Annotated in this window: 14 protein-coding genes; 2 read left to right on the plus strand and 12 right to left on the minus strand. The window is 61.5% G+C overall.

All coding sequences use genetic code 11. The features are described 5' to 3' along the window. Window positions 1-27 precede the first annotated feature (27 nt). The 11 genes from JQ567_RS23195 to JQ567_RS23245 form a co-directional block, all read right to left on the minus strand. Window positions 28-315: a YciI family protein gene (locus tag JQ567_RS23195; protein WP_212440937.1), complete on the minus strand. Its 288-nt coding sequence runs from the start codon at window positions 313-315 to the stop codon at window positions 28-30. Window positions 316-390: 75 nt separating this feature from the next. Beyond that, window positions 391-1,371, minus strand: a complete 981-nt coding sequence (locus tag JQ567_RS23200; RefSeq protein WP_212440938.1) for a sugar ABC transporter substrate-binding protein — start codon at window positions 1,369-1,371, stop codon at window positions 391-393. Between the two features lie 43 nt (window positions 1,372-1,414). Next, complete coding sequence (locus tag JQ567_RS23205; RefSeq protein ID WP_212440939.1) at window positions 1,415-2,389, minus strand: ABC transporter permease; 975 nt, start codon at window positions 2,387-2,389, stop codon at window positions 1,415-1,417. Beyond that, a complete protein-coding gene (locus JQ567_RS23210; RefSeq protein ID WP_212440940.1) occupies window positions 2,386-3,336 on the minus strand; it encodes an ABC transporter permease in 951 nt (316 codons plus the stop codon). The genes JQ567_RS23205 and JQ567_RS23210 overlap by 4 nt, the downstream gene beginning before the upstream one ends. Next, window positions 3,329-4,867: a sugar ABC transporter ATP-binding protein gene (locus JQ567_RS23215; RefSeq protein ID WP_212440941.1), complete on the minus strand. Its 1,539-nt coding sequence runs from the start codon at window positions 4,865-4,867 to the stop codon at window positions 3,329-3,331. Before JQ567_RS23215 ends, JQ567_RS23210 begins: the two co-directional genes overlap by 8 nt. Next, complete coding sequence (locus tag JQ567_RS23220; RefSeq protein ID WP_212440942.1) at window positions 4,864-6,258, minus strand: FAD-linked oxidase C-terminal domain-containing protein; 1,395 nt, start codon at window positions 6,256-6,258, stop codon at window positions 4,864-4,866. The genes JQ567_RS23215 and JQ567_RS23220 overlap by 4 nt, the downstream gene beginning before the upstream one ends. Before the next feature lie 67 nt (window positions 6,259-6,325). After that, on the minus strand, window positions 6,326-7,210 hold the full coding sequence (locus JQ567_RS23225; RefSeq protein WP_212440943.1) for an intradiol ring-cleavage dioxygenase: 885 nt from the start codon (window positions 7,208-7,210) through the stop codon (window positions 6,326-6,328). A 15-nt stretch (window positions 7,211-7,225) separates the two neighbouring features. Continuing rightward, window positions 7,226-8,128 carry an NAD(P)-dependent oxidoreductase gene (locus JQ567_RS23230; protein ID WP_212440944.1) on the minus strand — a complete coding sequence of 301 codons (903 nt, stop codon included), beginning with the start codon at window positions 8,126-8,128 and terminating at the stop codon, window positions 7,226-7,228. A 34-nt stretch (window positions 8,129-8,162) separates the two neighbouring features. Continuing rightward, on the minus strand, window positions 8,163-9,536 hold the full coding sequence (locus JQ567_RS23235; RefSeq protein ID WP_212440945.1) for an amidohydrolase family protein: 1,374 nt from the start codon (window positions 9,534-9,536) through the stop codon (window positions 8,163-8,165). A 4-nt stretch (window positions 9,537-9,540) separates the two neighbouring features. Next, window positions 9,541-10,620, minus strand: coding sequence for a maleylacetate reductase (locus JQ567_RS23240; RefSeq protein ID WP_212440946.1), 1,080 nt, complete (start codon window positions 10,618-10,620; stop codon window positions 9,541-9,543). Next, a complete protein-coding gene (locus tag JQ567_RS23245) occupies window positions 10,617-10,940 on the minus strand; it encodes a Dabb family protein (RefSeq protein ID WP_212440947.1) in 324 nt (107 codons plus the stop codon). Before JQ567_RS23245 ends, JQ567_RS23240 begins: the two co-directional genes overlap by 4 nt. A gap of 102 nt (window positions 10,941-11,042) precedes the next feature. Here JQ567_RS23245 and JQ567_RS23250 point away from each other — a divergent pair, with 102 nt between their 5' ends. Both JQ567_RS23250 and JQ567_RS23255 read left to right on the plus strand, forming a co-directional pair. Then, entirely contained in the window at window positions 11,043-11,966 is a 924-nt protein-coding gene (locus JQ567_RS23250; protein ID WP_212440948.1) for a LysR family transcriptional regulator, read from the plus strand. Between the two features lie 122 nt (window positions 11,967-12,088). Next, window positions 12,089-13,954 (plus strand): sigma-54-dependent Fis family transcriptional regulator, encoded by a 1,866-nt coding sequence (locus JQ567_RS23255; RefSeq protein WP_212440949.1) that lies wholly within the window; start codon window positions 12,089-12,091, stop codon window positions 13,952-13,954. 28 nt (window positions 13,955-13,982) lie between these two features. Here JQ567_RS23255 and JQ567_RS23260 read toward each other — a convergent pair whose 3' ends face one another. Then, complete coding sequence (locus JQ567_RS23260) at window positions 13,983-14,537, minus strand: flavin reductase family protein (RefSeq protein ID WP_212440950.1); 555 nt, start codon at window positions 14,535-14,537, stop codon at window positions 13,983-13,985. Between the last annotated feature and the right edge of the window lie 81 nt (window positions 14,538-14,618).

Genomic DNA, 14,618 nt, shown 5'->3' on the forward strand with positions numbered 1-14,618 from the left:
CGGTATCGTCCAGGTTGGTCCGCTCGCTCAACCTTGGCGACGAATGAATCCGGTGATCGACACCTTCTCCCAGATGCCCGCCGCGGCAAAGGGATCGGCGCGGTTGAAGGCTTCCACTTCGGCGCGGCTCGGCGCCTCGATCAGGAACAGGCTTCCAATCATGGTCAGACCGTCGTCGGAAACGAGTGGGCCCGACATCACGATCTTCACGCCGAAGGGTGAGGTATCCGACAGGAACGTCTTATGCGCTTCGTAGTTCGCAAGTCGGGACGGCAATGCTCCAGGTCGATCGATGGCGTGAATCGCGAACAGCATGGTGGTCTCCGGGTAAATTTTGAAGGTGTAACGGCCGTCGCGACGGCCGTTACGATTTCGGGAAGAAGAGCTGCGCTATTTTCCGGCGAGCTTGGTGGCATCCTCCCACGACGGGCAGGTTCGCGCTTCCAGCGGCATGTCGAAGGGTTGGTAGTTGTCCTTCGTGATGACGGTCGGCTTCAGCACGATCTCGGTGATGACAGGCATATCGCGCAGCGACCGGATCGCCATCATGGTGCCGAGACAACCCTGGGCAAAGCCGTTGTAGTCGCCGCTGGCGAGCAGTTTGCCCGACTTGATGGCGTCAACGGCTTCCTTGGTGCCGTTGATGCCGATCACCTGCGCCTTGCGGTTGGCTCCGTCGAGCGCTTCGATGGCGCCGATCGCCATGGCGTCATTGGCGGCGAGGACCCCGTCGATCTGCGAATTGGACTGCATCAGGTTTTCCATCACCTGCAGTGCCTGCAGGCGCTGATAGTTGCCGGGCTGGGACGCCAACAGTTTGGCACCCGAGTTCTCTTTCAAAGCGTCGTTGAAGCCCTTGACGCGGTCGACATTGGTCAGCGAACCCTTAACACCCTCGATGATGACGATGTTGCCTTTTCCGCCGAGCGTCTTGAGCAGATGGCGCGCGGTTTCGAGGCCCAGGCTGTAATCGTCTGCGCCGACGAATGAAACGAATTTGCCGCCGGCGGAGCGATCGGTAATGTTGACGACCGGGATCTTGGCGGCGTTGATCTTCTCCACGCCTGGTACCATCGCCTTGTAATCGACCGGGGTGAAGATAATGGCGCTCGGCTTCTTCACCACCACATCCTCGATCTGGCTGAGCTGTTCGGGGATGCTGTCCGGCTTAGTCGGAATATAGTGTAGCGTCTTCGCGTTCAGCGCTTTTGCCATGACATCTGCGCCGATCCGCACAGTCTGAAAAAAGGGGTTGGTCTGGTTCTTGGTGAATACCGCGAGAGTCTCGCCATCTGCTCGCGCAGGTGTCGCGAGCACGCCAGCCACGAGGAGCGGCAGTACGGCGCAGGCCAGTTTCCGGTGTTGTTTCATGGTTTCCTGTCCTTTGGTTTGTTGGTCGTTCGAGAAAATTCTATTACGTGCGGTGGCGGGTCTTCATATCGAGCCAGACCGCGAGGATGACGATCACGCCGGTGACGAGCGGTTGCCAGTTGGCGCTGACGGAAAGCAGGTTCATACCATTTAGCACCAGCGTCAGGATCAGCGCGCCGACGAAGGTGCCGAACACGGTGCCGACGCCGCCGAACAGCGAGGTGCCGCCGATTAACACGGCGGCGATCGCCGGCAGCGTCAGGCTTTCGCCGATGTCGGCTTCCGCAGAGTTGAGGCGGGAAAGGAAGATGATAGACGCCAGCCCGGCCATGGTGCCGGACACGGTGTAGACCAGCAGTAGCCGCCGCGAGACCGGAATTCCCGAGAGCCGTGCTGCGATTGGATTGGCGCCGATCGCGTAGATCTCCTGGCCCCAGGTGGTCCGTTGCGCAAAAACTGTTCCGATGGCGAGAAAGATCAGCAGCAGGTAGACCGGGATCGGCAACCCGAACAGATAACCGCTGCCGATCTGGCGGAAGCCGGCTGGAAAGCCGTGGATGGTTTCTCCCGCCATGTACCAGTAGCTGAGGCCGTTCAGGACCCAGAGCATTCCATAGGTCGCGATGAAGGAGGGGATGCGGAGGGCGGTCACCATGATGCCGTTGAGCAGCCCGACGGTGCCGCCGACGAGAAGCCCGACGAGAATCCCCAACGGCGGCGAGCCGGTCTGATGGATCACCGTGCCCGCGATACAGGCAGACAGTGCGACATTGGCGCCGACCGAAAGGTCGAGACCGGCGGTCAGGACCACCAGCGTCAGTCCCGATGCGATGAAGAAGGTCAGACTCGCCTGGCGCAGCACGTTGAGCAGGTTGCCTACGCTGAGGAATGAATCGCTCAGGAAGGAGAGTGCGGCGCAAATCAGGAACACTGCCAGCAACCGATAGAAAAGCTGGATCGCGTCTTGCGAGAGGAAAGCGCGCGGTGGAGAGAAGGACTGCTTGTTGATGTCGGTCATGACCTGCTCCGAATTCCGTCCAGGAACAACGCGATGATGACGAGAACGCCGACGCTTGCAACCTGCACGGACGATGGCAGCGCCATCAAGTTAAGCCCGTTCCGCAGCACGCCTACCGCAATGACCCCGAGCACGGTGCCGAGCAGCCATCCATTGCCGCGCTCGAAGGAAGTCCCGCCGACAGCGACCGCGGCGATGGCGTCGAACTCGAGGCCAAGGCCGGCTGTCGGGTGGCCCGAGTTCATGCGCGCGGTCATCAGGAGGCCGGCGATTCCAGCCATGGTGCCGCCGATCGCATAGACGGCGATCAGCAGCCGATTGGGCGAGAGGCCTGCGTATTTCAGCGCTTCCCGGTTGCCGCCAAGGGCGAAGATGTAGGTGCCGAAGCGGGTGTGATAGAGCAGCAGATGAAAAAAGGCATAGGTTGCGAGCGCCATCACCACCGGCACCGGTACGCCAAGAACAACCGCAGAATAGATATTGCTCACGCTGGGCGGAATACCGACCACGCTCTGACCGTCGCTGACGATCAGCGACAGGCCCTGCGCCATTCCGAGCGTGCCCAGTGTCGCCACGAACGGCGGGATGCCGACGATGGCGACCAGCCAACCGTTGAGTGTGCCGAAGGCGAAGCCGACCAGTACTGCAGCGCCGAGCCCCAAGAGCATCGATCCGCTCGCCAGCGAAACGATGGCTACGACGAGAGAGGTGAGGGTGAGAACGGCGCCCATCGAGAGGTCCAGCCCCTCGGTCATGATGATCAGCGTCATCGGCAATGCCAGCATCATCAGGATGGTTGACTGCACCAGCACGTTGGAGAGGTTCGCAATTGAAAGGAATCCCGGTGCGATTGCGCTGAATACCGCGATCAAAATCACCAGCACCAGTGCAACGCCGGGTATCCGCTGTAGCGGAGTGGATTGCGCAAACGTCGCGGCCTCACGCATGATGCATCCCCAATCTCACGATGTTTTCCTCGGTCAGCTCCGCGCGCGACAGATGACCGGCGATGCGGCCTTCGCGCATCACGTAGGCGCGGTCGCAGACATGGCAGATTTCCACCTGCTCGGACGAAATCATCAGCGCAGCGGCGCCCTCGGCGACCAGCCGATCGATGAGAGCGAAAATCTCGGATTTGGCGCCGACGTCGATGCCGCGCGTCGGCTCGTCGAAGATGAACAGTTTTGCGCCTGCCGCCAACCACTTCCCGATCACGACCTTCTGCTGGTTGCCACCGGAAAGCAGGCCGACCGTCTGCCGGGCGCTCGGGGTTGCGATCCGTAGCTGCTTGATCAGGCCGTCGGCGGTGCGCTGCGCCTGGCGTGGATCGAAGAGCGTGTGCGGAAATAGCTTGCGGAGCGCCGACACCACCAGATTGTCGGTGACCGAGCGCAACAGCGCGAGCCCCTCGCTCTTCCGGCTCTCGGGAATCAGCGCGATGCCGCGGCGGACGGCCAGATCGGGCCCACCGGAGATTGGCTTTCCGTCGAAGATGATCTCGCCGCCGGTCGTGGGGTCAGCGCCGAAAATCGCGCGCGCGACTTCGCTGCGCCCCGATCCGACCAGTCCGCACAGGCCGACGATCTCGCCTGCGCGGATCTCGAGGTTGATGTCGGTGATGCCGGTCGGTGCCGTGAGGCCCTTGACCTCGAGCAGTATCTTGCCGGCTTTCTCCGCAAAATTGCGCGGATAGGTCATGTCCACGGTTCGGCCAACCATCATGCGCACAAGGTGGTCTGGCGTCACATCGGCCGGGCGCACTTCGTCGATGCGCCGCCCGTCGCGCAGCACCGTGATGCGGTCGCCGAGCGCGAAGACCTCGGCCATACGGTGCGAGATATAGACGATGGCAACGCCATCGGCCTTCAACCGCGCGATCAGTTCAAACAGCAATTCGGTCTCACGGTCGGAAAGCGCCGCCGTCGGCTCGTCCATCACCAGGATGCGTGCGTTCTGGCTGATCGCCTTGGCGATCTCGACCATCTGCTGTTGCGCCACGCCCAGCTTGTGGACGGCGATCGAGGGATCGATATCAAACCCAATCGAATCGAGCACGTGTCTGGCGTCGGCGAGGACCCGGCGACGGCCGATAGTGCCGGGCATGCGGCCTTTCGGTTCGCGGCCGAGGAAGATGTTCTGTGCGATATCGAGATGGGGTACGAGCGAGAATTCCTGGAAGATCACGGCAATGCCGAGTTTCTGCGCATCGACGGTCGATGCAATGGCGACCCTCTCCCCCTTGTAATAGAAATCGCCGCTGTCAGCGCTGTAGGCGCCGCACAGCACCTTCATCAGGCTCGATTTGCCGGCGCCGTTCTCGCCGAGCAGCATGTGCACTTCGCCAGGCCAGATGGCGAAGGACACGTCGTCCAGTGCCTTGACGCCCGGAAACTGCTTGCTGATGCCGCGCAGCTCAAGCAAGGAAGGAACGGTGTCCGTGCGCGGCGCCGGACCCTCGATCGGCAAAGCCATGCTCATATGCCTGCTCCTTCGGCAAAGATCTTTCCCGGATTCATCAGCCCTTGCGGATCGAGCGCCCTCTTGACGCTGCGCATCACATCGACGGCGTCGCCGAGCTCGTCGACAAGGAAGCCGATCTTTCCGAGGCCAATGCCGTGCTCGCCGGTGCAGGTGCCGTCCATGGCGATAGCGCGGGCGACCATGCGGGCGTGGAGTGCCTTGGCACGAGCGACCTCATCGGAATTCGCGGGATCGATCAGGATCAACATGTGGAAATTGCCGTCGCCGACATGACCAACGATCGGGGCCACGAGATCACTCGCGTCGGCGTCCTTCCGCGTTTCGGTCAGACATTCGGCAAGCCGCGACACCGGCACACAGACGTCGGTGATCATGGCGCGAGCACCAGGCTTCAAGCCCAGACCGGCGTAGAGCGTGTTGTCGCGGGCATGCCAGAGCCGGCTGCGTTGCTCGGCGGCCTTTGCCCATTCGAAGCCGCGCCCGCCGTGATCGGCTGCGATCGCCTCCGCCGCCTCGGCCTGTTCGGCAACGCCCGCTTCCGAGCCATGGAACTCAAAGAACAGGGTAGGTGCCTCACGATAGCCGAGTTTCGAATGGCTATTGATGCCGCGCATCATGACGTCGTCGACGAGCTCGATCCGCGCCACCGGAACAGCCGACTGGATCACCGCGATCGCGGTATCTACCGCGTCCTGCAGCGTGTCGAAGCTGCAGACCGCCGCCGAGATTGCCTGCGGCAAGGGATGCAGCTTCAAAGTGATCTCGGTGATGACGCCGAGCGTGCCCTCGGCGCCGACAAACAGCCGCGTCAAGTCATAGCCCGCTGAGGATTTGCGCGCGCGCTTGCCAGTGCGGATCACGCGCCCGTCCGCCAGCACTACTTCGAGCGCCATGACATTGTCCTTCATGGTTCCGTAGCGCACCGCCATCGTGCCGGAGGCGCGAGTCGAACTCATGCCGCCTATCGAAGCATCGGCACCCGGATCGATGGGGAAGAACAAGCCGGTCCCGCGCAGTTCGGCATTCAACTGCTTGCGGGTGATGCCTGGCTGCACCACGACGTCCATGTCGCCCGTGTGGACGGCCAGCACCTTGTTCATTCGGGCGAAATCGATACAGACGCCGCCTGCGACCGCCGCGGTGTTGCCTTCGAGCGAGGTGCCGGCGCCGAACGGAATGATCGGCATGTGCAGGTTTGCGCAGAGCCTGACGATCTCAACTACTTCCTGCGTCGTCTCCGGAAACACCACCACATCGGGCGGCAGGAAGCGATGATAGGCTTCGCTCTGCCCATGCTGCTCGAGCACGCTGCGTGCGACAGTGGCGCGCAGACCGATTATGGCTGAGAGGCGCTCGACCAATGTCGTTGCGCCGACCGGCGATCCCATCAAAATTCCTCCCAAATAGCTGTTGATGATCCGGACTCTTGACGGTCCGTTTCAACGCATTGTCCGCTTAGGCAGCCCGAGCACTGCTCGCGATTTGCTTGAGCCCGAAATCGTAGTTCAGATGAAAGAAGTCGCCGTCCACCATACGGCCATCCGGCGCGCGACCGGCCGGGCAGCGCTGGAACTCGCGGATCAAACTGTCCTTGACGCCAAACACCACGTCGGAATCGAGATACTCGTCTCCAGCCACGAACACGTGCGTCACAAGTTGCTCGTAACCGGGCGCGGAGATCATGAAATGTACATGCGCCGGCCGCCAAGGGTGGCGGCCCTGCGCCTCTAGCATCTCTCCGACCGGGCCATCGTGCGGGATGGGGTAGGCAGCGGGCTTGATCGACCAGAAATGGAAGTTGCCATTCTGGTCGGTGTGGAAACGCGCGCGCATGGCGAGGTCGCCGATTTTGTCGAACTGCTGCACGTCGTAATAGCCGTCGTCGTCGGAGTGCCAGACATCGACCACCGAACCGGCCAGCGGCCCGCCCCCGACGGATGAGACCGAGCCGGTAACGATCATGGCGTCGCCCTCCATGCCGCCGGAAATATCGTCGCCAGGCTGCTTCTCCGGTGCGGCTTGAACGAAGAACGGGCCAAGCACCGTGGTTTCGGTGGCGCCTTCCGGTACAGGATGATTGATCGCGTCCACCAGCATCGACACCCCAAGCGTATCAGACAGCAAGATGAACTCCTGGCGCTTGTCGTCGCACATATGGCCGGTACGGGTGAGGAAATCGATGCCGTACTCCCATTCCCTCTGCGTCGGGCGAACCTCGCGCACGAAGGCGTGGAGGTGTCGCACCAGCGCTTCGCTGACCTGTCGGATACGTGGATCGGTTGCCCCCGCGATCCGCTCGAGTACCGCATCGGTGATGGTGTTTTTGTTGAAATTACGCAATTTGGCCTCCGTTGATCAGAGTTTTGGTTCGCCAAGGCCCGACAGCTGTTCGACATGGCGCACGGTTGCGATGAAGTCGGTTTCGCCGTCGCCCTGGGCGATCAGCGAGCCGTAGGTTTCGCGTACTTGAGCCGCGAGCTGCAGTGGCACGCCGACGGCGTGACCGGCGTCCAGGATGAGGTCGAGGTCCTTTGCCATCTGCCGGCAGGAGAAGGTCGAGTCGAAATTCCGGCTCCTGAGCGGTGCGGTCTTGTATTTCACCATTGGAGAAGCCACCGCACTGTCGTCGAGCACCGCGAGAATGTCCTGCCAGGCGATGCCGCCCTTGCGCGCCAGGGCGAGGCTTTCGGCCATCATGGCCGCCGACACTGCGATCATCAGATTGACTGCGAGTTTTGCATAGCGCGCCTCTTCGCCCGCGCCGAGATAGGTCTGGGCGCGCGTGAAGGCGCCGAGGAGCGGCTTGACGTTTTCGAACGCCGCCTTCGGACCCGACACGAAACAAGTCAGCGCCCCTGTGTGGACGATGCTGGCATTTCCGGATACCGGTGCGCGCAGATAGGCAATACCGTGCGCCCGGGCCGCGCCATCGACATCGCCGGAAGCCTCCGCGCTCACGGTGCTGGTTTCGATCAAGATCGACTCTGGCGCCATCGCGCCGATGAGGCCGTTGTCTCCAAGCATGACCACGCGCAACGTCGCATCGTCCGGCAGCGAGGTGATGACCACCGGCCTGCCGTTGACCGCGTCGGCCGGTGAGCTAGCGACGGAGATGCCCTGCTCACGGGCTGCAGCGAGTCCAGCCGCACTCTGATCGAAAGCGGTCACGGTGTATCCCGCCTTGGCGGCGAGGACCGACATCGGCAGGCCCATCTTGCCTATTCCGATCCAGCCTATGTCGTTGAAAGGTTTTGTCATGTTTGTGGTCCGATAATTGTCCGTTGGCTGGCCTTCAGGCGGCGCGGCGCTGTCGTTCGATATCATGCACCAGCCGTCGGCCGGATTGCGCGAGCTGCTGCTTCCTCTCATCCAGCGCGTCAAACAGCACGCGCCCGTTCCGTTTTTTCCAGACGCCCCCGATCATGACGGCCTCGATATTGGCGAGGCTGGTCTGCATGGTCACGGTGGAGACGGGATCGTGCACTGGAAAAAGATTGAGATCGGTGGCGTTGATGACGACCAGATCGGCAAGCTTTCCCGGCGTCAGCGACCCGATGTCGTCTTCGCGCCCGAGCATGCGGGCGCCTTCGATGGTGATCCAGCGCAGCGCCTCGCGCGTCGGGATCGTTGTTGTGTCGGGAATGGTGCCGTGCGCGCGTCGGGAATCCGCGTTGTCGAGAGCGCGCTGCATCGACAGTGCGGCGCGGGTGGCGCCGAAGAGGTCGCCGGCCAGCACCGATTCGAGATCGATCCCGATGGAGGGACGGGCGCCAAGCTTCAGCAGCCGGCCGGTGATCGGAAACCCGTGGCCCTGGATCATCTCGTTCTCGGGGGTAACGCAAAACGTTACCCCGAGATCGACCAGGCGATGCAGGAGATCGTCCGACAGGTCGTTGCCGTGGACGATGTTGATGCCGGCGCCGACGAGGTCGGCTTCGATCAGCTTCTCCCAACCGCCCGCCGTCTTGGCGAGACCGCCTCCCTGGTGCATCGATGCGATCAGGTCGAGTTCTCGCGCCAGGCGGAAGTCGTGCATCGAGACGTCGAACGTCGAATAGTGTGGGCCGAGAATCGCAAGACCAAGGGTCACCAGGCCGTTCCGGTCGGTAAGCGGGCCGGCCAGCAGCCGTTCGACCTCGCGACGGGGGTGCGGAACTTCGGAAAAATGCCGTTCGCCCGGTTTCGGCTCCGGCTTTGGCGAGCCATGGAAGAACGCGGCGCGGATGCCACTCTCGACCAGGCCGCGCACGGCGGCATCCGTGTGATCAGGCGTTGGATTGTTGTGGCACCAATCGACCAGCGTGGTGGTACCGCAATTGATTTGGTTCAGCGCGCCGACCAGCGTCGCGATATAGATGTCGTCGGGCCGGAACACCGTCGCCAGCCCGGCATGCATGCGGCGGAAATACTCGAGCAGCGTCCAGTTCGCCGCGAAGCCGCGCAATGCCGTCTGCCAGGTGTGCATGTGTGCGTTGATTAGCCCGGGAATGACAATGCGACCGGTCCCATCGACGATTTCCGCTTCGGCCGAGCCGCTGCCGAGGTCGATGTGGGGCTGCACCTCGATGATCCGATCGCCTTCGATCAGAAGATCGCCGGAATCCAGATCGCCAAGCTCCGCATCCATGCTCACGATCGTTGCTGATTTGATCAGGGTGCGACGCATGTCCTTAAGCCGCCACTGGAGGCGCCACGGGCGCTGCACCCGACCAGGCCCGCTCGATCAGCGCGCGGATGGCGTTGCGCTCGATCGGCTGCGGGTTCCAGTAGGCGTTGGTGACCGCAAGATCTGCGGCTCTGTCGATTCCAATCTCGGGCATGCCGATGTCGCGCAGTGCGAGCTTGGCATTCAGCCGGCGGGCGAGATCGTAGAGGCCACGCGCCGGGTCCGGGCTGCCGATCGCGCGCGCAATTCGAGAGGCTGCCTCCGGCACCGCAGGCGCGTTGTAGGCGAGCGCATGCGGAAGGACGATGGTATGGGTCTCCGCATGCGGCAGATCGAAGGTGCCGCCGAGGGTGTGGCACAGCTTGTGGTGCAGCGCCATTCCGACCGTGCCGAGGCAAACGCCACACAGCCAGGCGCCATACAGCGCATCGCTGCGCGCCTCGCGATCATCGGGCTTCGCGACGATCGCGGGCAGGGCGCGAGCGAGCGCGCGGATTCCTTCCTCGGCCATCAACGAAATGACGGGATTGGTGTCTCGGGCATAAAGCGCTTCCACCGCATGCGCGATGGCATTGATGCCGGATGTTGCCGCGAGGGCCGGCGGCAGCGAGAGCGTGAGGTCGACGTCGTAGATGACGGTTTCCGGCAGCACGTCATTGGTCCGCACGGTCGTTTTCAGGCCGTCCCTGGTTTCACCGAGGATCGGGGTCATCTCGGAGCCGGCATAGGTGGTCGGAATGCAGAGTTGGTTGACCCCGGTCCGCAGCGCAAGCGCCTTGCCCAACCCCGTCGTCGATCCGCCGCCGAGCGAGACGATGCAATCGGCATCGCAATCCTTCATGGCCGCGAGCGCCAGCTCAGTCACTTCGACCGGCGTATGCATTGTGGCGTTTGAAAAAATGCCCGCAAACGGCGGTCCAAGCGCCGATCCAAGATCGCGGCCTTGCGCTTCCTGCTGCGGCGTCGTCAGGACCAGCGCACGCTTCGCCCCGAGGCGCTGAAGCTCCTCCGGCGCGGCGCTCAGCGTGCCGCTGCCGAAAACGACGCGACAGGGCAGATTTTCGAAGGTGAACGAACCGATCACGCACCGGCCCCTTTGATTGGATAGTCGACCTGAAAGCGCCCGACGCGTAAGTCACCGAGTTCCTCGCGCACCCGCAGGTGCTCCGGATGCGTGGCATAGGCTTTCAACGCGGCGCTGTCCGCGAATTCGGAGACGAGAACGACGTCGCAGGCGTAATCGACGTCGCTGACATCGAGGCCGACCTCGATGTGGTTGAGGCCCTTGATCAGGCCCTTGAGACCCTCGAAGGCATCCTTGACCTTGAGCCGCGCCGCCGCGCGCTCCTCCGCGGTTTCCCCGCGCAAGCGCCACATCACGATGTGCCTGATCGGCCCCGGCATCCCTGATTTCCTCGCCTGTTGCCATTCTTGGTCCCATTTTGCCTTGCAGAAATCGGAAATAAAGACCAAAGATTGGAACTCTCTTTTCCGCAAATAGGAAAAATGGACCGCGTTCTGCAACTAGAGGTTTTCGCCAAAACGGCCGAGCTGCTCAGCCTCTCCAAAGCCGCAGAGACGCTCGGCATGTCCAACGCAGCAGCAAGCCGTCATCTCAGCGCTCTCGAAGAGCGGCTGGCGGTGAGGCTGATCGAGCGCAATACGCGGCGACTGTGGTTGACCGAAGCGGGACAGGAGTTTCTGCAGCGATGCAGCGCGCTGCTCAATGAGCTTGCCGAAGCAGAAGATGCCGTCAGCGAGCGGGCACTATCGCCGGGGGGGATGTTGCGCGTGACGAGCTCGCTGTCGTTTGCGACGATCTATCTAGCTCCGATGCTGCCGGCACTTCGTGCGCAGTATCCAAAGCTCGGCGTCCAGATCATTGCTGCCAACCGCTATTCCGACTTTATTGAGGCGGGAATCGACATCGCGATCCGCACACGCGAGCACGAGCCAGATTCTAACATCATCGTTCGCCGCATCGGTCGGATGCGGCGCGTGCTCGCCGCTTCGCCGTCATACCTGGAAGGGCGAGGGCGGCCGGAGACCCCTGCCGATCTCGCGCACCACGAGATGCTGATCTACAATCTCGCCAACGATCCCTATTCTTTGCGGCTGCGCAGAGTAAACGCGACGCAAACAGTGCGCATCACACCTACGCTCGATAGCAATGATGGTCAGGTGATCCGCCGCGCCGCGCTTGCCGGCCTCGGTATCCTGATTCAGCCGCTCTACATCGTGCAGCGCGATATCCTGGAAGGCAAACTCGTGCCTGTTCTGACAGAGTGGGAGCTACCCTTACTGACCATGAACATTGCTTACCAGAACCGCGCCAGGTTGCCTGCCAAGATCAGGGTCTTTTCGGATTTCTTGGTCAATCACATCCGCTTGAACTCCGAGGCGGGAATTTGGATTGACGCAAAGGATTAGGTTTACGGGATGAACGCCGGCAGCTGTTCAGGGGCCATCCCGCGCTTAATGTGCTACCGCTTGACATATATTTCCGGTATGCGAGCTTTAGCAAAATAGACTAGAGGGTGGGAGATGTCCGAATGGCCAGTAACGGGGCCTCGAACCATGTCGCCCGTGTTCTGTCGGCGGCCAGCCATCTGGCCAATGCCGAACCCGAGTCGCGGATTGCCCTTTCCTGGCGACGCTGCCTGTTCGACCACAAGCTCGATCCTGCCCTGCAGCGGCCACCGCAAACGTTCACGGAATCTGAGATCAAGCGCTTTTTCGAGCCAGTAGAAGGATTGGTTCAGGTTGCGATTCCAGAGCTGGAAGATCTTGCTCGTGTACTCCGCGATTCCGGCTATTGCGTAAATTTCGCAGATACAAACGGGACCATGCTCGTCAGCCGTCTTCCGGGTGGAGACTATGAAAGGATATTCCGCGAGCGAGATATATATACTGGCTCGAATTTCTCGGAATCCTGTGAAGGAACGAACGGGGTCGGTACCGCGCTCGCCGAGCAGAGGCCAATCTTGGTGCATCGCGACGAGCACTTCCGCGAACAGTACAGCATCTTCACGTGTGGCGTAGCCCCGCTGTTTGATCATTGCAGCAGATTGGCTGGCGTCCTGAATATTACATCTTGCCGCAGCGATCTTGAGCGGGCCGCCCACCAGCTTGCGTTCGCGATCGCGGTGGAGAGTGCAAGGCGAATTGAAAGCTCGATCTTTCGCCGGCAGTTCGAGACTTCTTGGATAGCGACCTTGCCCGGTGATCAAGGCAGTGGATTAATCGCATATGACGACGATCGTCGCGTTGTCGGCGCATGTCGCCGCGGCCGCTCCATCCTCGGATTGACGAATGAAATGATCCAATCCGGCGTCAACCTCTCAAGCCTTATCCAGCTGGACGGACATGCGGCACGGGCACAGGAGACATCGGTTGAGCTGCGACGGGTAGATGGTACTCCGCTGGGACGGGGAGAGATTGCTCGGCCGGCAGTAGCAAGGTCAATGAGGACGCGGTCCGAGCAGCGTCGCGAGGCTCCGCCTAATCAGTTTACCAGCCTATTCAAGCTGGCCGGCAGCGATCCCACGCTGACCATGGGCATTAAGCGACTGATGACGATCAGCGACCAGAACTTGCCGATCCTGCTGCATGGGGAGACCGGTACGGGCAAGGACGTATTTGCGCGGGCAATTCACGCCTCCAGCAATCGTGCCCGCAACCGCTACGTCGCGTTAAATTGTGCCGCCATGCCTGAAAGCCTGATCGACGCTGAACTGTTTGGATATGAAGCGGGCGCCTTTACTGGCGCGAGGCGCGAAGGATCGAAGGGACTAATCGTGCAAGCGGACGGCGGCACGCTATTTCTCGACGAAATCGGAGACATGCCAATCGCTCTGCAAACCCGTTTGCTGAGGGTACTCGAAAATCGCGAGGTTTGGCCCTTGGGAGCATCAAAGCCCGTAACTGTCGACATCAAACTGATCAGCGCAACACACCGTGATCTTGCTCGCATGGCTAATGACGGAACGTTTCGGGCGGATCTTTACTACAGATTGCGTGGCTTGCAGATCCGGCTGCCCGCCTTGCGTGACCGCGCCGACAAGGCAGATGTTATTTCGCAAATCGCGAGCGAGGAAGCTCCGAATTGCCGGATCTCACATGACGCTTGGACGATGCTGCTTCACTATCCGTTCCCCGGGAATATGCGTCAGCTTAGGCACGCGTTGCGACTAGCTGCTTGCACCGCCGAAGACGGCATTATTGTCGAAGCCGATCTGGACCTGCCGCCTTTCGGCAGTCTTGTTGCTGAGGTCAATCAAGTCGATGAGCGGGCAACGATCGTCGCCGCGCTGCGCGATCACGGCGGTCGCGTGTCCAGCGCCGCAAGAGCGCTCAAGCTCAGCCGCGCCACACTTTACCGCAAAATCAAGCTCCTCAAGATCGACGTGCCTGATTAGGCAAAGGCCACTACGATTACGGCGTCAATCAGGAGAAATTGCTCCAACTCGATCGTCGCGCATCCACATCCCCGAGTGAAAACGGGTCGCGGATATCGCGCACGCCTTGGAAGCTGCTGCGCAAATAAACGAGTGGACTAGCTCTGGTCGCGACGCGTACGTCTTGGACTTCGCCCACGAATACCGAATGAGTCTTTGTTTCGAATTCCTGTGCCAGCAAGCAATCAAACGCGACGACGGCGTCCTCCAGCAACGGAGCGCCAGTGGCGCTCTCGATCCATCGCCCAAATGCGAAACGATCGTCGCCGTTGAGCCCCTTCTGGCCACTAAATGTCAGCGCCAGTAATGTGTGATCCTCGCTGAGGAAGTTTATTGCGAAGCATGCTTCGGCACGAATACGTGCATGTGCGCTGGCATTACGGTTTACGCAGACAAGCAAGGAGGGCGGATCGTCGGACAGCGAGCAGGCTGACGTTACCGTCAGACCGGTGCGCTGCCCCGGCTCGGTGCCGACCGTCACCAGCGCGACGGCGCCTGTGCATTGACGCATCGCCTGCTTGAACCTCTGAGCATCGATGATCATGCCTTAGGTGGCGTGGACACTTATCGCATCCATAAGACGATGGCGGCGACAGTGACGATGGCAAGGTAATTTCGGGCTGTC

Source organism: Bradyrhizobium sp. AUGA SZCCT0431 (assembly GCF_018131065.1).
GTDB lineage: Bacteria > Pseudomonadota > Alphaproteobacteria > Rhizobiales > Xanthobacteraceae > Bradyrhizobium.

Bases quoted from the DNA above. Each gene is read 5' to 3' on its own strand.
- JQ567_RS23255 (WP_212440949.1), top strand. From the start codon at position 12,089: ATGGCCAGTAACGGGGCCTCGAACCATGTCGCCCGTGTTCTGTCGGCG.
- JQ567_RS23235 (WP_212440945.1), bottom strand. From the start codon at position 9,536: ATGCGTCGCACCCTGATCAAATCAGCAACGATCGTGAGCATGGATGCG.
- JQ567_RS23230 (WP_212440944.1), bottom strand. From the start codon at position 8,128: ATGACAAAACCTTTCAACGACATAGGCTGGATCGGAATAGGCAAGATG.
- JQ567_RS23205 (WP_212440939.1), bottom strand. From the start codon at position 2,389: ATGACCGACATCAACAAGCAGTCCTTCTCTCCACCGCGCGCTTTCCTC.
- JQ567_RS23215 (WP_212440941.1), bottom strand. From the start codon at position 4,867: ATGAGCATGGCTTTGCCGATCGAGGGTCCGGCGCCGCGCACGGACACC.
- JQ567_RS23200 (WP_212440938.1), bottom strand. From the start codon at position 1,371: ATGAAACAACACCGGAAACTGGCCTGCGCCGTACTGCCGCTCCTCGTG.
- JQ567_RS23220 (WP_212440942.1), bottom strand. From the start codon at position 6,258: ATGGGATCGCCGGTCGGCGCAACGACATTGGTCGAGCGCCTCTCAGCC.
- JQ567_RS23250 (WP_212440948.1), top strand. From the start codon at position 11,043: ATGGACCGCGTTCTGCAACTAGAGGTTTTCGCCAAAACGGCCGAGCTG.
- JQ567_RS23210 (WP_212440940.1), bottom strand. From the start codon at position 3,336: ATGCGTGAGGCCGCGACGTTTGCGCAATCCACTCCGCTACAGCGGATA.
- JQ567_RS23245 (WP_212440947.1), bottom strand. From the start codon at position 10,940: ATGCCGGGGCCGATCAGGCACATCGTGATGTGGCGCTTGCGCGGGGAA.
- JQ567_RS23260 (WP_212440950.1), bottom strand. From the start codon at position 14,537: ATGATCATCGATGCTCAGAGGTTCAAGCAGGCGATGCGTCAATGCACA.
- JQ567_RS23195 (WP_212440937.1), bottom strand. From the start codon at position 315: ATGCTGTTCGCGATTCACGCCATCGATCGACCTGGAGCATTGCCGTCC.